The sequence below is a fragment of the Bacillus bruguierae genome, from assembly GCF_037104725.1.
GTDB classification, from domain to species: domain Bacteria; phylum Bacillota; class Bacilli; order Bacillales; family Bacillaceae_G; genus Bacillus_A; species Bacillus_A bruguierae.
Genome location: NZ_JBAWSX010000022.1, coordinates 21,661 through 40,669, shown reverse-complemented (window position 1 = coordinate 40,669; position 19,009 = coordinate 21,661). Strand labels below are relative to the sequence as shown.

18 protein-coding genes and 4 tRNA genes are annotated in these 19,009 nt (G+C 35.9%); all 22 read right to left on the bottom strand.

What is annotated here, in order from left to right; all coding sequences use genetic code 11:
* Positions 1-158 precede the first annotated feature (158 nt).
* Entirely contained in the window at positions 159-1,154 is a 996-nt protein-coding gene (locus WAZ07_RS23645) for a glycosyltransferase family 2 protein (RefSeq protein WP_336474403.1), read from the bottom strand.
* Between the two features lie 412 nt (positions 1,155-1,566).
* Positions 1,567-2,046: a 23S rRNA (pseudouridine(1915)-N(3))-methyltransferase RlmH gene (gene rlmH / locus WAZ07_RS23640; RefSeq protein WP_336474402.1), complete on the bottom strand. Its 480-nt coding sequence runs from the start codon at positions 2,044-2,046 to the stop codon at positions 1,567-1,569.
* Positions 2,047-2,105: 59 nt separating this feature from the next.
* On the bottom strand, positions 2,106-2,291 hold the full coding sequence (locus WAZ07_RS23635) for a CxxH/CxxC protein (protein ID WP_090916264.1): 186 nt from the start codon (positions 2,289-2,291) through the stop codon (positions 2,106-2,108).
* 51 nt (positions 2,292-2,342) lie between these two features.
* The gene (locus WAZ07_RS23630; protein WP_336474401.1) at positions 2,343-3,536 is read right to left on the bottom strand and encodes a S1C family serine protease; all 1,194 of its coding nucleotides are present in this window, start codon (positions 3,534-3,536) and stop codon (positions 2,343-2,345) included.
* 63 nt (positions 3,537-3,599) lie between these two features.
* Entirely contained in the window at positions 3,600-4,394 is a 795-nt protein-coding gene (locus tag WAZ07_RS23625; protein WP_336474400.1) for an MBL fold metallo-hydrolase, read from the bottom strand.
* The gene (locus WAZ07_RS23620; RefSeq protein WP_396550590.1) at positions 4,391-5,209 is read right to left on the bottom strand and encodes a two-component system regulatory protein YycI; all 819 of its coding nucleotides are present in this window, start codon (positions 5,207-5,209) and stop codon (positions 4,391-4,393) included. The genes WAZ07_RS23625 and WAZ07_RS23620 overlap by 4 nt, the downstream gene beginning before the upstream one ends.
* Entirely contained in the window at positions 5,196-6,536 is a 1,341-nt protein-coding gene (locus WAZ07_RS23615) for a YycH family regulatory protein (protein WP_336474399.1), read from the bottom strand. The genes WAZ07_RS23620 and WAZ07_RS23615 overlap by 14 nt, the downstream gene beginning before the upstream one ends.
* Positions 6,533-8,368: a cell wall metabolism sensor histidine kinase WalK gene (gene walK, locus WAZ07_RS23610; RefSeq protein ID WP_336474398.1), complete on the bottom strand. Its 1,836-nt coding sequence runs from the start codon at positions 8,366-8,368 to the stop codon at positions 6,533-6,535. The genes WAZ07_RS23615 and walK overlap by 4 nt, the downstream gene beginning before the upstream one ends.
* Positions 8,369-8,371: 3 nt before the next feature.
* Complete coding sequence (walR, locus tag WAZ07_RS23605) at positions 8,372-9,079, bottom strand: cell wall metabolism DNA-binding response regulator WalR (RefSeq protein WP_090916277.1); 708 nt, start codon at positions 9,077-9,079, stop codon at positions 8,372-8,374.
* A gap of 160 nt (positions 9,080-9,239) precedes the next feature.
* Positions 9,240-9,312, bottom strand: a tRNA-Phe gene (locus WAZ07_RS23600).
* Positions 9,313-9,355: 43 nt separating this feature from the next.
* Positions 9,356-9,431, bottom strand: a tRNA-Asp gene (locus WAZ07_RS23595).
* 21 nt (positions 9,432-9,452) lie between these two features.
* Positions 9,453-9,524 (bottom strand) — tRNA-Glu (locus WAZ07_RS23590).
* Positions 9,525-9,536: 12 nt separating this feature from the next.
* Positions 9,537-9,612 (bottom strand) — tRNA-Lys (locus tag WAZ07_RS23585).
* Positions 9,613-9,776: 164 nt separating this feature from the next.
* The gene (locus WAZ07_RS23580) at positions 9,777-11,066 is read right to left on the bottom strand and encodes an adenylosuccinate synthase (RefSeq protein ID WP_336474397.1); all 1,290 of its coding nucleotides are present in this window, start codon (positions 11,064-11,066) and stop codon (positions 9,777-9,779) included.
* A gap of 212 nt (positions 11,067-11,278) precedes the next feature.
* Positions 11,279-12,640, bottom strand: a complete 1,362-nt coding sequence (dnaB, locus tag WAZ07_RS23575) for a replicative DNA helicase (protein ID WP_090916281.1) — start codon at positions 12,638-12,640, stop codon at positions 11,279-11,281.
* 27 nt (positions 12,641-12,667) lie between these two features.
* Entirely contained in the window at positions 12,668-13,114 is a 447-nt protein-coding gene (rplI, locus tag WAZ07_RS23570) for a 50S ribosomal protein L9 (RefSeq protein ID WP_090916283.1), read from the bottom strand.
* Positions 13,111-15,084 carry a DHH family phosphoesterase gene (locus tag WAZ07_RS23565; protein ID WP_090916286.1) on the bottom strand — a complete coding sequence of 658 codons (1,974 nt, stop codon included), beginning with the start codon at positions 15,082-15,084 and terminating at the stop codon, positions 13,111-13,113. The genes rplI and WAZ07_RS23565 overlap by 4 nt, the downstream gene beginning before the upstream one ends.
* Before the next feature lie 334 nt (positions 15,085-15,418).
* A complete protein-coding gene (locus WAZ07_RS23560; RefSeq protein ID WP_336474396.1) occupies positions 15,419-16,357 on the bottom strand; it encodes a YybS family protein in 939 nt (312 codons plus the stop codon).
* Positions 16,358-16,465: 108 nt separating this feature from the next.
* The gene (rpsR, locus tag WAZ07_RS23555) at positions 16,466-16,702 is read right to left on the bottom strand and encodes a 30S ribosomal protein S18 (protein WP_020059677.1); all 237 of its coding nucleotides are present in this window, start codon (positions 16,700-16,702) and stop codon (positions 16,466-16,468) included.
* Between the two features lie 44 nt (positions 16,703-16,746).
* Positions 16,747-17,256, bottom strand: a complete 510-nt coding sequence (gene ssb, locus WAZ07_RS23550; RefSeq protein WP_035433797.1) for a single-stranded DNA-binding protein — start codon at positions 17,254-17,256, stop codon at positions 16,747-16,749.
* Between the two features lie 30 nt (positions 17,257-17,286).
* Positions 17,287-17,574: a 30S ribosomal protein S6 gene (rpsF, locus tag WAZ07_RS23545; protein WP_090916292.1), complete on the bottom strand. Its 288-nt coding sequence runs from the start codon at positions 17,572-17,574 to the stop codon at positions 17,287-17,289.
* A 190-nt stretch (positions 17,575-17,764) separates the two neighbouring features.
* Positions 17,765-18,865: a redox-regulated ATPase YchF gene (gene ychF, locus WAZ07_RS23540; protein ID WP_090916294.1), complete on the bottom strand. Its 1,101-nt coding sequence runs from the start codon at positions 18,863-18,865 to the stop codon at positions 17,765-17,767.
* Between the last annotated feature and the right edge of the window lie 144 nt (positions 18,866-19,009).

Sequence of the window (19,009 nt, the reverse complement as noted above, 5' to 3'; positions counted from 1 at the left end):
TAGTAAATACTTATAAGGTTTATCCATCCTAAAAATACTCTTCTATGGAATTCTCCTTAGCTATACATTCAACGAAAAACCAATACTAGACTAATAGATTTTTTTACGAATACCCACTCCAAAATACTTTTGTGAGGATGAGTTTTCTTACTTTCTATTTACTTTTTAACCAATTCTGATACGTATTCTTTTTGTTTCTCAAGAACACTATTTTTTTCAATGGTATATCTCGGGCGTCCTTTTGTTTCTTTAAAGATTTTCCCTATATATTCACCAATAATTCCAATTGCCAACAACTGTACTCCTCCAACAATCCAAATGGATAGCATCAATGAAGTCCAGCCACTAGTTGTATATGAAAAAACTTTTGCAAATAATGCATAAAGAGCAATTCCTATCCCGATAAGCACCATCAAAAACCCTAAATATGAAACAAATCTTATTGGTGCAACGCTAAATGAAGTAAGTCCGTCAAAAGCGAAGGCAATCATTTTCTTTAATGGGTACTTTGATTCGCCAGCAAATCTTTCTTTACGGTCATAATAAACATTAGTAGATTTAAAGCCTAATAAGGGAACAATTCCACGAATGAATAAGTTTTCTTCTTGATATTTTATAAATTCATCTAATGCCCTTTTGCTCATTAAACGATAATCTGCATGGTTAGGTACTAACTTAACACCCATTTTTCCCATTAGACTGTAAAACCATAAAGCAGTATTTCTTTTAAATTTAGTATCAGTGTCTCGCTTATCTCGAACTCCGTATACAATCTCATAACCTTCTTGATATTTATCAATAAATTGATATATAACATTTACATCATCTTGAAGGTCAGCATCTATTGAAACCACACAATCTGAAAAATCTCTTGCCGATTCCAGACCAGCGATTAATGCTCCTTGATGGCCAAAATTTCTACTTAATTTTAATCCTTGAACATACGGATTTATTGCTGTTTTCTCTTCAATTATGCCCCAAGTATTATCAGAGCTTCCATCATCTACATAAAAAATGATACTTTCATCACTTATTTTGTGATTTGCAACTAAATCGTCCATAACCCTTGTCAGTTCTTTTGTTGTTTCCTCTAATGTAGCTTCTTCATTATAGCAAGGAACAACAATCGTCAATAAAGGTACATTGCGCGCCATTCTTCCACCCCTTAATTTTCAAAAAACTCCATTTCATATATCCCAAAAATTTCTATCTTTAGTAATACCCCAACCATTTTAACATATCCAGTCATAAAATGTAATAATACCCATTGGCTTTCCGATAAAATTATTGTTAATTATTTCTTCATCGTCTCTCCCAAACAATGAGAATCTCATTTGCTTATGGTAAAATTTTCTCTGACTAATTTAATTTAGTTATAAAGTGAAACTTCCATCAGTAGGGGGTTACTGCCCGTTAATGCGAGATAAATTTCTTAGCAACACCTTAACAAAGATTAATTTTTTATCCCTTTCAAATTCCAAAACAAAAAAGAAGAGAAATATTGATTCCTTTCCTCCTCTTCTTCCTTTCATTCAGTTGATACTCTTAAAAGGATAACAACCTTATTTATTTATGGTAAGGTTCATTACGATTGATTCGAAATGCTCTATACACCTGTTCTAACAGTACCAAACGCATCAACTGATGAGGCAGCGTCATTTTCGAGAACGACAATGACTCATTGGAGCGCTTCATCACTTCTTTACTTAATCCAAGCGATCCTCCGATAACAAACGCCACTTTACTTTTTCCATATGTAGCAAGACAGTCTAAACTTGCAGCAAATTCTTCTGATGATTTTTGTTTCCCTTCAATTGCTAATGCAATCACATGCGTATCATCAGAAATTCTATCTAAAATACGAATTCCTTCTTTTTCTTTTACCATTTGCATTTCTGCTTCACTTAGATTTTCTGGTGCTTTTTCATCTGGTAATTCAACAACTTCCACTTTCGCATAAGAAGATAATCGTTTTAAGTATTCTTCAATACCTTGTTTTAAATATTTTTCTTTTAACTTTCCGATTGAGATAATTAAGATATTCACATGTACTCCCCACCTTACAAACACATTATCCACAAAAGTTATCCACATATCCACATGCATCATCCACATATTGTATGAGAATCTGTGTTCGACACAACATATATCGCCTTATTTTGACAAAATTCACATGTTTTTTTCTTATCTTCTTCGTTATCCACATTGTGGATAACTGGAGCTACTTCACATTCATCCACAATGATATCTAGCGCTAACTCCACATGTTCTAAACAACAAGGTAACTTCATAGTTTCACCTCACTTATCCACAACAGAAAACAGGAGGGGCTGCCTCCTGTTTTAATACTGTTGACTGCCTAATTTTACAGTTGTTGTTTCTCGTTTTGCCCCACGATAATATGTAATCGTCATTTTATCGTCAATTTTCTTATTATATAGGACTTTCCGGAATGCAATAATATCTTGCACTGTTTTTCCATCAACCGCTACAATGACATCATATTCATGTAAACCTGCATCGCTACCTGGCGATGGACTTTTTACATCTAAAATACATACACCTTCCGCTATATTTGCTGGGAGGTGCAATGTTTTATCCCAATAATAAGTAGGAATTTCATTTAAAGATCTAAGCTCAATCCCAACATAAGGCCGTCTTACCTTCCCATACTTTTCGAGTTCATTCATCACAGGGACAGCTCTTGCAACAGGAATTGCAAGTCCGATCCCCTCTACCTCTTTTGCAGCAATTTTCATGGAATTGATGCCAATAAGTTGCCCAGCTTCATTTACAAGAGCCCCGCCACTATTACCTGGATTAATAGCAGCATCTGTCTGCAATACTTCTACTTGCCAATCATAATGTCCATCTTGATCTAAATCAACCGGTACAATGCGTTCATTTGCTGAAATAATCCCTTGTGTTACAGTACCTGAAAATTGTAAACCAAGCGGATTTCCGATTGCAAGCGCAGCTTCACCGCGTTTTACTTTCGTAGAATCACCAAGGTCAATGACCTTTTTCGCATATTTTTCTTCAATTTGTAAGACAGCTAAATCTGTTACAACATCGGTTCCTAAAATCTTTCCAGGAACTTTTTTTCCATCACTCAAACTTACTTCAATGCGATTTGCTCCTGCTACAACATGATTATTCGTTACAATATATGCGTTTCCTTTTTCCTTCTTGTAAATTACACCAGATCCTGTTCCTGCTTCTGCATCTGCCTCTGAAAAATTATCACGCTGAATATTAATAACACCAACAACCGCTTCTGAAGCACGGTCAACAGCTTTAACGAAGCCATCTCCTGTATTCACAGATTGAGGAGTAGACTGTGCTATATACTGTTTCTCTTCACTTGCTTCAGTTTCTCTTATTGTAGTCCAACCTAATTTTGAAAACGTTGGAATGGCAAAAGCAAATAATGTAGCACCAATGACAGTTCCCGCTACACCAGAAATAAAAATATGTTTATGCTTTTGCTTTCTTTTTCGTTTCATCTGAACATCTTCTTCATCAATAAAGGACATTTATGCTCACCTAGCCTTCCGAAAGCATTTATATTCTCCTTTATTGTTTACCAAAATGAAGAATTATACGTATTGAATTTTAGTTGGTGTTTTCGGATCAGTATCGTGCAATTGAAATGCTTCTCCTACAGCTAGTCCTTTTTCTTCAAGAACTTGTGCAACAGACATACGAGCAAGTTCTTTCATATTGTTATCTAAACTAAGGTGAGCCAAATAAATGTGCTTTGTTTCATCTGTAATTACATCAGTCATTGCAAGAGCTGCATCTTCATTAGAAACATGCCCTACATCACTTAAAATTCTTCGTTTAATGCTCCATGGATAACGTCCCATTCGCAGCATCTCAACGTCGTGATTACTTTCAAACACAAAAGCATTGGCTCCCTTAATAATCCCTTTCATTCGATCACTAACATACCCCGTATCTGTAATAAGCACTAACTTTCTTCCGTTATGATGAAACGCATAAAACATTGGCTCTGCAGCGTCATGTGAAACGCCAAATGATTCCACTTCAATATCTCCAAATGTTTTAACTTCTCCAATCGAGAAAATAAATTTTTGCTCCGTTGGAATATTACCGATTAAGTGTTCCATTGCACTCCATGTCTTCTCATTTGCATAAATGGGTAAATGATACTTACGAGCTAATACACCTAGCCCTTTAATATGATCACTATGTTCATGTGTGACAAGAATACCAGATATACTATTTATATCTAATTCAGCTTGTTGAAACAAAGCTTCTGTCGCTTTTCCACTCAATCCTGCGTCTACTAATAACTTTTCACGTTCTGTCCCTACATACAGGGCATTTCCCGTACTGCCGCTTGCAAGTACACTAAAATGCAAACTCATTTACCCTCACTCCATTGCTCAGTGTCCTTGTTGTCCTTACCTAATTGAATAATTTGTCCTTCTATTGCATTTACAAAGTAGTCCATTTTATCTGTATACAAATTCCATGTTGGAACAAGAACTTGCACATTTGAAGAAGAAGGAGCTACCACTGTTGCATATCCTAATTTTGCTCCTTTTATATGACTTCCTTGCCTTAATTCGTTTTTCTTATACAATGTTTCTAATGCATTGGGAGCAGAAATAATATCCAATTCTTTATTCTTTTCTCCCATCTCTTTAAAGTCATATAGCATTGTTTGTGTATACGATATAATTTCCTTCTTTTCATTTAGTTCAGCAACAATCATCCCATGTTGATTATAAAAAAGTGGTTTATCCTTATATTTTTGAAAAAAATACACTTTCGATCCTTCTGCTTTTCCTACAGCATTGTATTTTTGTCCATCAATTACATAAGAACGTAGAAATTCACTATAGTTATCACTTGTTGTTGCTTTTGCATTCCAAAATGGCTCTTTAAGTTTACTTACAAGTGTATTTGTCTCTTGTAAAGATCCTGTTTGATTTTTTAAAGAATGTATGTCTTCATCGGAAAAAACTCTATTTTTCGCCATAATATACGTATCTTTCGTCGGTTCTTTCGGAAAATCCTCAAATATAATTTTATCTGCTTTCATTTGTTCTTCAATATTCGTTTCCGTCGTATACTCAAGTTGATTACTATCTCGTTTTTGCACGAACTGAAAGACAAGGAAGAGGTCTAAAATGAAAAAGGTAACAATAAAGATTGTTTTAATCCTATTCCAATCCAATGAGCTCTCCCCCTTTCTCTTCACACCACTCTTTAACTTTATTGTCTTCACCATACACAACATACCAAATAGGTTTTAAATTTACTGCAGCAATATTTTTCCCATCTGTCCCTGACTCTGGTATAAGCTTATATCCTAATCGAATATCTTGAATTAATTTCATATCCACATTTTCATTCTTCTCTAAAGATTGTATAACTGTCTTACCATCCGGAAGAGAGATTGTTTGATCATCACCATACTTTAATGATGATAGCTTAAATAATGGACGCTGATAGGAAATTAATTCTTCCGCCCCCCATACTTGTTCTAACGTTGTCATACCACTTTCATTAAATACAGGTAAGCTATCAACATATAAACGATATGTTGTTTGTCCTTTTTTAGAGTCCATATAATCAAAACGATAAGAATCTGTTAAACCACCATGACCATTAATAAAATCGAAACTGCGTTGAGCAAGCGTATTTGCATACTTATGCGCTTGATCTGATACAGCTGAATTTGTGTACTGCAGCATTCGCTTTTTCTTTAATACTTGCATGAGTCGAATTCCATCTGTATATGTGTTTTCACGGTCATCAGATACTTTTTTTACATAACGAGGATCTGTAAATAATGCATTTATAAATGTATCTTCCGGTATTTCACTTACTAAATACCCCATACTTTGCATATCTGTTTTCGTATCTGGTAAAAATATCTCTCTCGTATCACTTAATGTGTATTGAGAGTAGTCCCTCGCACTTGCTGCAAATTGATCACGTGCCGTTTCAAGGTCCTTAAGCATAATTCCTTTTAATACCATATGATATACCTTGCGGTGTTCATATGAAATGAAATAGACAGGAATATTACCATCGCGACTTTTTTGTAGATCAATCATTATACGATTAAAGCTAGATAACTCTGGGATTTTTTCTTTAATTGTAAAAACGTCTTTCATGGAATCCAATGGTATATCTGTAGGGAAAATCATTTCAATCTTGTTTTTACCACGAATAAAGGAGAAGAATTGCTGTTTCGGAATATCATTTGATATATCTTTAAAATCGTACAATTCTCCTTTTTCCAGTAATTTATATAATGGGTCAATACTATTTATATTTTCGCTTCCAAGATGCGTATTCTCTTTATGAAAAAGAACCATAGAAGGCAAAATTACATTCGCAAGGCTCTTCTGTTCCCCCTCTGTATTGTCTTGTAAATATTTCGCATTTTGCAATTTACTAGAATCAGGTACATAGGTCCATAAATTAAAGGTAAGAAATACACTAATAACAACCAAGTTAATCAGCAAGACTGATTTTAAGTTTTCAATATTCATTCCCAGTCATCCTCTTCGTCCTTTTCCATTGGAAGCATGAAATAAATGGTCGTTCCTTTTCCTTCTTCGCTTTTTGCCCAAATCGAACCGCCATGAGCTTGAATCATTTCCTTGGCAATTGCTAGACCTAATCCTGTTCCGCCCAATTTACGTGAACGAGCTTTGTCAACGCGATAGAAACGTTCAAAAATCTTATCAACGTTCTCTTTCGGAATTCCCACTCCTTGGTCGCTAATGCTTATTTCTAACATATCTTCTCTTTCCCGTAAACGATATGTTATTGTTCCACCTTCTGGAGAATACTTTAATGCGTTTGAAATAATATTATAAAGAACTTGTGTAATTTTATCTTCATCAATCTCAATGAAACGTGATCTCTTAGAAAATGAACGTTTAAAAGATACGTTTTGTTCTTTTGACATTTCAAAACGATCAATGATATTACTAAAGAATTGTGTAAAGTCTACCCATTCTTTCATTAGACGATATTCCGTACTATCTAATTTTGAAAGCTGTAGCAGCGCATTAACAAGTCGAATCATTCGCTCCGTTTCTTCTTGTGTTACCTGTAAGAATTGCGGCGCAATATTCGGATCTTGCCACGCTCCTTCCCCCAATGCTTCCAAATAGCTTCGCATCGTTGTTAATGGTGTACGAAGTTCATGAGAAACGTTTGCCACAAATTCACGGCGTTCCCTCTCAATTCGCTCCTGTTCCGTTACATCATATAATACAGCGATAAAACCATTTATCTTTCCATTCTCTTTTTGAATAATAGAAAAGCTAGCTCGTAGAATATACGGCTCATCTCTTGTACTAAAATCTAATATGACAGAGTCTGGTTCTTCATATAAATTATCTAATGTGTACTCTTCTTGAATGCCTAATATTTCTAGAATAGATTGATCTAATGCTGTTTCACGTGAAACGTTAAGCATTTTTTCTGCCGGATCATTTAATAAGATAATATCTCCTTTTCGATCTGTTGCAATTACTCCATCTGTCATATGAGATAATACAGACGAAAGCTTCCTTCTCTCACTCTCCGTAGAAGAACGAGCTTGCTGCAACTTCTTCGACAAGTTGTTAAATGCCAACGCTAATTGACCAATTTCATCATGACCATGTACTTTTACTTTACGAGAGTAATTTCCCTTTGCCATTTCAATGGCTTGCTTTCTCATATCTGAAATTGGTCTTGTAATAGTTTGCGCCAATAAAATACCTAGCACAGCTGTTACTAATAATGCAATAACCGTTCCCGTTGCAAAGATTTGATTAATAAGCTTCATTTGTTTATAAACATCTTCCATAGAAGCAACAATATAAATTACACAACGTTTCTCATTACTTACTTTAATAGGAGTAGCAACAACTTGCACACGATTTCCTGTATTACGGTCTATTTCCAGTTTTTCAACAGGCTTTCCTTGCACCAAGGCTCGCTTTACCAATAAATCTGTTGTTTTTTTTCCGACAATACCTTGATTATATTGATGTGATGTTGCTAATACACGACTACTCTCATCAATTACACGAACCTCTTGAATATCAGCTTTTCGATCAGAAGAAAAATCTTCTATACTCGTTTTCAGTGCCTCTTCAATGGAGGGACCTTTTGTTTTATCTCTTTCTTTTGCAAATTCCTGCTTTAAGTTGTAAGCAAGTAAATTCGTTCGTTGTGTTAATGATTCCTTAAAACTCTTCACAAGATTCTTCTCTAACTCCCGAACGAAATATACACCAATAATTTGCATTGCCATTAAAATTAATAGCATGTAAATTAATACGAACTTTAAGTGAATAGACTGAAAAAAACCAACTTTCTTCATATATTACTCCTGCTCTGGATCGCGTAAGTAATATCCCACACCACGTCTTGTTACAATTAAAGTCGGATGACTTGGATTATCTTCAATTTTCTCCCGTAAACGACGAACTGTTACATCTACTGTACGCACATCACCAAAATAATCATAACCCCAAACAGTTTGTAATAAATGTTCACGGGTCATAACTTGTCCTAAATGCTTTGCTAAATAATGAAGTAATTCAAATTCGCGATGTGTTAACTCAATATTTTCCTCGCGTTTTGTTACACTATATGCATTTGGATTAATGATAATCGGACCAATAACCATCTCTGCATTTTCTTCTTTTTCAGCTGCTGCCCCTTGTTGATGACGACGTAAATTCGCTTTTACGCGTGCTAATAACTCACGTGTACTAAACGGCTTCGTTACATAGTCATCTGCCCCCAGTTCTAGTCCAAGAACTTTATCAATTTCAGAATCCTTAGCTGTTAGCATAATAATTGGCATTTCATAGTTTTTTCGTATTTCACGACAAACTTCTAAGCCATCTTTTCCCGGTAACATAATATCTAATAAAACCATATCTGGTTGTTCTTCATTTGCTTTTTCAATTGCTTCATCACCATCATGAGCCATTACAATTTCAAAACCTTCTTTTTCTAAATTAAACTTTAAAATATCTGCAATTGGTTTTTCATCATCAACGACTAAAATTTTCTTTCCCATCATCTTAGTTTCCTCCTGAACGTTTAATGCCTTCCTTACAGAAAAACCTCTAGCTTCAACTGCTAGAGGCTTCCCTTCATTCTATTTTAAAAGAACTAATCTCATTTGTAAAATTGTACAATATAAAAAGGATATTAAGCGGGCCCACTTAATATCCTGAAAGTGGCTCGGGACGGAATCGAACCGCCGACACGAGGATTTTCAGTCCTCTGCTCTACCGACTGAGCTACCGAGCCAAAACATATATATAAAACCACTAATTGTGGTATTAAACAAAAGTGGCGGTCCCGACCGGGGTCGAACCGGCGATCTCCTGCGTGACAGGCAGGCATGTTAACCACTACACCACGGGACCAAAACACAATATATACAAAAGTGACCCGTACGGGATTCGAACCCGTGTTACCGCCGTGAAAGGGCGGTGTCTTAACCACTTGACCAACGGGCCACGAAAATAAAATGGTGAGCCATGAAGGACTCGAACCTTCGACCCTCTGATTAAAAGTCAGATGCTCTACCAACTGAGCTAATGGCTCATATTCACCAATGTCATGTTTTCGTGACGACAAGACTTATAATATCATAAAATGCTTTCTTTTTGCAATACTTTTTTATATTTTTTTATAAGAACATGAAAAAAGAACCCATTTAAATGCGGGTTCTTCTTTCAATATACCGTATTTTTAAGAAAAAAACAAGATTAGATACCGTATACGTTACGAACAATATTTGTTTGACTACGGTCTGGACCAACTGAGAACATAGCTAATGAAATACCTGTTAATTGAGATACACGTTCTACATAATGTCTTGCATTTTCAGGAAGTTCAGCTAATGTTTTTACGCCTGTAATATCTTCTGTCCAACCTGGAAGCTCTTCGTATACTGGCTCACATTTCGCTAAAATATTTAAGTTTGCTGGAACTTCATCAAGAATTTCACCGTTATATTTGTATGCAATACAGATTTTCACAGTTGGAATACCTGTTAATACGTCGATAGAGTTTAAAGATAAATCTGTTAAACCACTAACGCGGCGTGCGTGTCTTACAACAACACTATCAAACCAACCTACACGGCGTGGACGACCAGTTGTTGTACCATATTCACGACCAACTTCACGAATTTGATCACCAATTTCGTCATGAAGCTCAGTTGGGAATGGACCGTCACCTACACGGCTTGTATATGCTTTACATACACCTACTACGCGTTTAATTTTAGAAGGGCCTACACCAGAACCGATTGTTACACCACCAGCAACTGGATTAGAAGATGTAACGAACGGATACGTACCTTGGTCAATATCAAGCATAACACCTTGTGCACCTTCAAATAATACGCGGCGACCTTCATCTAATGCATCATTTAGTACAACAGATGTATCACATACGTATTGTGCGATTTGTTGACCATATTCGAAATACTCTTCGAAAATTTCTTCTGCACTAAATCCTTCTGCATCATACATTTTTTCGAATAAACGATTTTTTTCCGCTAGATTACGCTCAAGCTTTTCTTTAAATGCCTCACGGTCTAAAAGGTCTGCCATACGAATACCTATGCGAGCAGCTTTGTCCATGTATGCAGGACCGATACCTTTTTTCGTTGTACCAATTTTATTATCACCTTTACGCTCTTCTTCTAACTCGTCTTGTTTTAAGTGATAAGGTAAGATAACGTGTGCACGGTTACTAATACGTAAATTATCAGTGCTTACGTCACGATCATGTAAGTATTTTAATTCCTCAAGCAAAGCTTTTGGATCTACTACCATACCGTTTCCGATAACACAAATTTTTTCTTTATAGAAAATACCAGATGGAATTAAATGCAATTTATATTTAACACCGTTAAAAACAATTGTATGTCCTGCGTTATTTCCGCCTTGATAGCGCGCAACTACTTCCGCATGTTCAGAAAGGAAATCAGTAATTTTACCTTTTCCTTCGTCGCCCCACTGTGTTCCTACAACTACTACTGAAGACATTATTCAAGCACCTCCGAAATTTTCAAACGAACTTTTCAAACAATATAATTGTACCAAAATGCAAAGAGAAGTCAATTTAAAAACGAACATTTTTTTCTCTTTTATCTTTTTCGTTCGTAAGAATGCCTCTTTACTTATGAAATCATTATTCTCACAAACAAAAAAAGAAACACATTTTATTATAAGAAATGTGCTTCTTTTTTATACTCTCACTATGCTGGCGGTGCATGTCCATTATCAAAGCGTCGTTCTAAGTTTACGAATTTGTTAAATTCCTTCACAAACGCCAACTCAACTGAACCTACTGGACCATTACGCTGCTTAGCAATAATAATTTCAATTGTATTTTTGTTTTCCGTTTCTCGGTCATAGTAGTCTTCACGATATAAGAATGCTACTATATCAGCATCTTGCTCAATACTTCCTGATTCACGAATGTCCGACATCATCGGACGTTTATCTTGACGAGACTCTACACCACGAGAAAGCTGAGATAAAGCAATAACTGGAACTTCTAGTTCACGCGCAAGCCCTTTTAATGTACGAGAAATTTCTGATACTTCTTGCTGGCGGTTTTCACCAGATTTCCCGCTACCCTGAATAAGCTGTAAATAATCGATTAAAATCATTCCAAGGCCATGTTCTTGTTTTAAACGTCTACACTTTGCTCGAATTTCACTAACGCGAATTCCTGGTGTATCATCAATAAAAATACCTGCATTTGAGAGGCTACCCATTGCCATCGTCAGTTTCGCCCAGTCTTCCGAAGTTAAAGTCCCCGTACGAAGACGCTGTGCATCAATATTTCCTTCTGCACAAAGCATACGCATAACGAGCTGATCAGCCCCCATCTCTAAACTAAAAATCGCAACATTTTCGTCCGTTTTGGTAGCAACATTTTGGGCAATATTTAAAGAAAATGCTGTTTTCCCTACAGATGGACGTGCCGCTACAATAATTAAATCATTCCGCTGGAAACCTGCTGTCATACGATCTAACTCTGTGAAACCAGTTGGAATTCCTGTAATTTCACCTTTTTGATTATGCAGTAATTCAATTTTATCGTAAGCTGCTACAAGAACATCTTTAATATTTTGAAAACCTTTTGTATTCGTACGCTGAGATACTTCTAATATTTTTTTCTCAGCTTCATTTAATAGACTCTCTACATCATCTTCTCGTTCATAACCATCCGACACAATATGCGTTGCTGTCCGAATAAGCCGACGCAAAATCGATTTTTCTGCGATAATACGTGCATAATATTCTACGTTAGCAGCCGTCGGTACAGCTTCTGCTAGTTCAGCTAAATAAGAAACACCGCCAACTTCTTCTAATAAGTTTTGATCAGCAAGTGCTGCTGTTGCGGTAACTAAATCAATTGGCTCTCCTTTGTCAGAAAGATCAAGCATCATTTGATAAATTTTTTGATGCGCCGTTCGATAGAAATCTTCTGGCATTAGCATTTCCGAAGCTGATGTTAACGCTTCTTGATCGAGAAAAATAGCTCCTAAAACGGCTTGCTCAGCCTCTATATTATGCGGAGGGGTACGATCAGCAAATACGTCACTCATGCGCAAACCTCCTCTTCAATCTTTTGTTTATTGTTCAGTAACATGTACTTTCACTGTTGCTGTTACTTGTGGATGTAATTTCACGGTAACGTTCGTATATCCTAATGCACGAATTGCATCGTCCATTTCAAATTTACGTTTATCAAGCTTAATATTATGAGTTTTTTGTAAGCCATCTACAATTTGTTTACTTGTAATAGAACCAAATAAACGGCCACCTTCACCCGATTTTGCTTTTAATTCTACTGTTAACTTTTCTAGAGTTTCTTTTAATTCCTTGCATTTTTCAAGCTCTAATTCTGCATCTTTTTCTTCTTTACGCTTTTTCGCATCTAATGTTTTCACATTTGCATTTGTCGCTTCAATTGCAAGTCCTTGTTTTAATAAAAAGTTATTCGCATAACCGTCTGGTACATTTTTTACTTCCCCTTTTTTCCCTTTACCTTTTACGTCTTTTAAAAAGATTACTTTCATGATTGTATTCCTCCCTCTAAATACTCATTTATAACAGATTGTAAGTTTGCTTCTGCTTCATCAATTGATATGTTTTGTATTTGCGTTGCAGCATTTGTTAAATGACCGCCTCCGCCTAAATTTTCCATAATAAGCTGTACATTTACTTCCCCTAAAGAACGTCCACTAATCCCAATCACGCTTTCACTACGCTGTGCAATTACGAAAGAAGCAATCACTCCTGTCATTGTGAGTAATGTATCAGCTGATTGGGCAATTAATACTTGATCATAAAACCCATCACCATCTACCTTTGCAATCGCAATCCCATTTTTATAAATGTACGCATTTCGAATTGTTTTTGCAATTTGTAAATAATGGGCCATATCTTCTTTTAATAACTTTTGTACTAATATAGTATCTGCGCCATGAGAACGAAGATAGGAAGCTGCATCAAACGTACGTGCTCCAGTACGGAATGTAAAACTCTTCGTATCCACTATAATACCTGCCAGTAAAGCTGTTGCCTCTAGCATATTCATTTTCAAACGCTTAGGCTGATATTCCAACAACTCCGTTACAAGTTCTGCTGTAGATGATGCATATGGCTCCATATAAACAAGCAACGGATCTTCAATGAAGTCCTCACCGCGGCGATGATGATCAATTACAACAACATTTTCAATCTTATCAAGTAACTTTCTTTCCATAACCATAGATGGTTTATGGGTATCTACTACAACAAGAAGCGAATCATCATTCGCAAATTCAAGAGCCTGCTGCGGTGTAATAAAGCGCGACCATAATTCCTCATGCTGCTTAACTTCGTCCATTAAACGCTTAATTCCTTTATCAGAATCATTTTCATCTAATACGATATATCCTTCTCGTTCATTAAGCTGTGCTACTTTCAAAATCCCAATTGCAGCTCCAATTGCATCCATATCCGGTGCCCGATGCCCCATAATAATGATATTGCTACTTTCTAACACAAGATCTTTTAAAGCATGAGAAATTACACGTGCACGTACACGAGTACGCTTTTCTACCGGATTCGTTTTCCCACCATAAAACTTCACTTTCCCTGTTGCTTGTTTAATAGCCACTTGATCTCCACCCCGGCCAAGTGCTAAATCGAGACCAGATTGCGCCATAGACCCAAGCTCTACTAGTGACAAATCACCAGAACCAACACCGATACTAAGAGTCAGGGGAATATTTCGTTTAGACGTTTCTTCACGTACTTGATCTAAAATATCAAATTTCCCTTTCTCCATTTGCGTTAAAATACTTTCATTTAACACAACAAAATATCGTTCAGATGAAGCACGTTTTAAATACGCCCCATACTTCACAGCCCATTCATTTAGTAAAGATGTAACGTGACTTGTAATATTTGTACGCAATTGATCATCTAATCCTTGTGTTACTTCATCATAGTTATCTAAATAGATAACAGCAAGTACCGTCCTTTGGTCTTCATACATTTTCTCAATTTCTGTTTGCTCTGTCACATCAAAGAAATAAATTAACTTCTCTTCTTTCCTCGCAAATACACGAAATTTTCGATTGTTTAAAGATACAATATCATTAGCTGTTTCCCCTTTTGTAAATAAAAGTAAGGTTTCTGATAGATCATACAAGTGCCATCCAGCTAACGAATGTTGCCCTAAACAAGAAGATAGATATGGATTTGCCCAGTCGATTCCATAATCTTTATTATATAGTAAAATTCCAATTGGCATTTGATTGAAAGCCTCATTACTTACCTTTTTCACTCTTGTAATCGTATCATTCGTATACTTTTCAACGCTTTTTTGAAATGCAAGTTCAAATTTTATAACAAAAAATAAGACGATACAAAAGACAACAAAGGAAATCATACCCGTCATCCAATGAAAATAAACGAGAATGGTAATGAGTAAAAGCGCTAAAAACGCCAATACATAAACAGGATATAGAAACCGCTGTTTCTTATAAAATTCAGGCATATATACAACTCCTATAAAGTGAAACTTCTATCAGAGAGTTTTTTACATCTCCACTGATAGTTAGTTGAACTAATCGGGCACATGCTAGCAGTTATCCTCGACCGATCTTCTTTGACTCCTCAAATTTTTGAAGCGGGAGTCCTACTGCCTATTCATAGCGGGATAAAATAAACCATCCATTAATTAAACCCTTATCCTCTACCGATATTTAGTTGAGTCAACTACACTTATTCCCCGCTTACAAAGTCTAATCGTTCTATTAAGCGTAGGATAAAAGCTTTGATTTCTATGGTTCGTTACAAAGGGCTTATAAAAAGTACTTTGTTTCAAATACTTATTTTACCTGTATTTTCAATCGTAACGAAAAGCCTAAATCAATTATACCTAAGATTGTCATAAGAGGAAACAAAACTGGCACAAACAACCCTACAACAAAAGTTAAGATTGGAACAACTTTAGTATATCCTTTTGCATTTGTAAAAAAAGCTAGGAATGAAAACCCTTGAAACAACAGTAAAAAAGTAAAAATTGTTGATAAATTTAAGAACACCATTTCTACATATGACCCTGCTTCGATTTTGGTAAAAGAAGCTAGCAAAATAATCACGACATACAACCAAACAATGCTCTTAGGAATTTGTATATCACGAAATTTCGGCCAAGATACCGCCGTGTACTTTAATCGTTTTAAAACACGATTAGCAATTAAAATAGTAATCCAAGAAGAGAATAGCGAAGCCATAGCAAGTACGGTTGGTAAAAGCATTCCAATTGTATTAACCGCTTTTTTCAATTCAGCTAGCTGCCCTTCATTTACAGATGCACCCGCCATCTTCATAAATTTCTCGCTTTGTTCCATTGATTGTTTGAACATATCTTGCATCTGTTTCACAATATCTATATTAAAAAACTGCACACTAACAATATACAGCAATACAAAACTCACAAGATATACAAGTGTCCCTACCAATAAAATTTCAATAACACTTTTTTTCTTTTTATACATGTGTCCTAATATAATTCCTGTTATTCCGAACATAAGTGTATTCGCAATACTAAGAGGCGAACTCACAATAAGTGTTACAAGAATTGCCGCTCCTAATAACATACAAGCACTACTTAACTGGTATCTGATTGAAAAAATAAGAAATGGTAACGGCAGTGCAAATATAACTATAGCACCTAAAACAGGCATATACAGAGAAGCTAAAAGCAAGACAGCATATAAAGCAAGTAATACTGCTCCTTCTGTAATGAGTCGTGTGCGTTTCATTCTTCACACCCTCTTTCTATAAAGTGAAACTTCTATCATGGTTAACAAAAAGAAAAGAATAGCAAAATGCACAGTAGAGTAATACTCTACTGTGCATTTCATACGTTATTATTCACCAACATATGGTAAAAGTGCCATTTGACGAGCACGTTTAATTGCAACTGTTAATTTGCGTTGGTATTTTGCGCTAGTACCTGTTACACGACGTGGTAAAATTTTACCACGCTCAGAAACAAAGCGTTTTAGTAAATCAACATCTTTATAGTCGATGCGAGTGATGCCGTTAGATGTAAAGAAACACACCTTACGACGTTTCGCACGTCCACCTTTGCGTCCTCCTGCCATGTTCATTTCCCTCCATTCCGTTTTAAAATATTCGGTCTATACCATTAGAATGGTAAGTCATCGTCTGAAATATCAATCGGTTGACCTACATTTGCAAATGGATCGTCATTTCTAGTAAATCCAGCATTATTGCCATTGTTACCAGATTGACCAAATGGATTTTGAGAGCCTTGATTTCCGAATCCTGCTCCCGATGGTTGCGGATTAAATGAACCACGTTGCTCACCAGCGCTACTGCGCGGCTCTAAAAATTGTACGTTCTCTGCAACCACTTCTGTTACATATACACGTTTTCCATCTTGTCCCTCGTAATTACGAGTTTGAAGACGACCATCTACGCCTGCTAAACTACCTTTTTTCAAGAAGTTCGCTACGTTTTCTGCTTGTTTTCGCCATATAACACAGTTAATAAAGTCAGCCTCACGCTCACCTTGCTGGTTTGTATATGTGCGATTTACAGCTAATGAAAAAGTAGCTACTGCAACACCGTTTGGCGTGTAACGTAAATCAGGGTCTTTAGTTAAACGACCAACGAGTAAAACGCGATTCATCAATCGAACCACTCTCCCTATATATCTTAATGATTATTCTTCTTCTTTAATAACGATGTGACGAATGATATCTTCGTTGATCTTAGCTAAACGATCGAATTCTTTAACCGCTTCTGGGTTAGAATTTACGTTTAAGATCATGTAGAAACCGTCACGTAAGTCGTTGATTTCGTAAGCTAAACGACGCTTACCCCACTCTTTTGTGTTAATGATTTCTGCACCATTTTCAGTTAAAACGCCTGCAAAACGTTCAACTAAAGCTTTTTGAGCTTCTTCTTCCATGTTTGGACGAATGATGTACATGATTTCGTACTTTTTCATTACACTTTCACCTCCTTTTGGTCTAAACGGCCCACATTGGGCAAGGAGCAATTAATTTATAGTAATTACTCACGAGTTTAGATTATATCATAGTAAGTTAGAGGAATCAACTCACGAAAACATAAAAAACTTGGCAAATCCAGTGAATTTGCCAAGTTAGATACTTTATTTTTTCCTAGGAAATAAAAGATTATACATTAAAGCGGAAGTGTACAACATCTCCGTCTTTCATAATGTATTCTTTTCCTTCTAAGCGTACTTTTCCAGCTTCTTTAGCAGCTGTCATCGAACCATTTTCCATTAAATCGTCATAAGACACTGTTTCTGCACGAATAAATCCACGTTCAAAATCTGTATGAATGATTCCAGCGCATTGCGGTGCTTTCATTCCTGTTTTAAATGTCCAAGCACGAACTTCTTGTACCCCAGCTGTAAAATAAGTAGCCAATCCTAATAAATCATATGCTGCGCGAATTAGTTGATCAAGACCAGATTCTTCAATACCCAGCTCTTCAAGGAAGACTTTTTTCTCTTCCTCGTCTAACTCAGAAATTTCTGATTCAATTTTTGCACAAACAACAATTACTTGTGAATTTTCTTTTGCAGCAAACTCTTTTACAATTTGTACATATTCATTTCCAGACGGATCGATTACATCGTCTTCAGAAACGTTTGCTACATATAACATTTCTTTTATTGTTAATAAATGAAGACCTTTTACTACTTTCATTTGCTCTTCAGTAAATTCAACTGTACGAGCCGGATTTCCTTCTTCAAATGCTTCTTTTAAGCGAACTAAAATTTCATGTTCAAATACAGCATCTTTATCTTTTTGTTTCGCTAATTTTGTAACGCGTTCAAGACGCTTATCAACAGATTCTAAATCCGCTAAAATAAGCTCTAAATTAATTGTTTCAATATCTGCAATTGGATCTACTTTTCCTGCTACATGCGTAATATTCTCATCTTCAAAACAACGAACTACTTGGCAAATTGCATCTACTTGACGAATATGAGATAAGAATTTATTTCCTAATCCTTCCCCTTTACTCGCACCTTTTACAATACCTGCGATATCTGTAAATTCAAAGACAGTTGGCACAGTTTTCTTCGGTTCTACAAGCTCAGTTAATTTATTTAAACGATGATCTGGAACTTCTACGATTCCAACGTTTGGATCTATTGTACAGAATGGGTAGTTCGCAGATTCTGCACCTGCTTGTGTAATTGCATTAAATAGTGTTGACTTACCTACGTTCGGCAATCCAACGATACCAGCCGTTAATCCCATATAATTCACTCCTATGACTCAATCTTCCATCATTATAGTTAGTAACGAATAAAATGACAAGCTTCATCCAAATTTATCAAGTGAAACGAATAATCTTTTACAGACAATTTCTCTCCTTCTATCTTCTGCGGATTCTTTACAAAT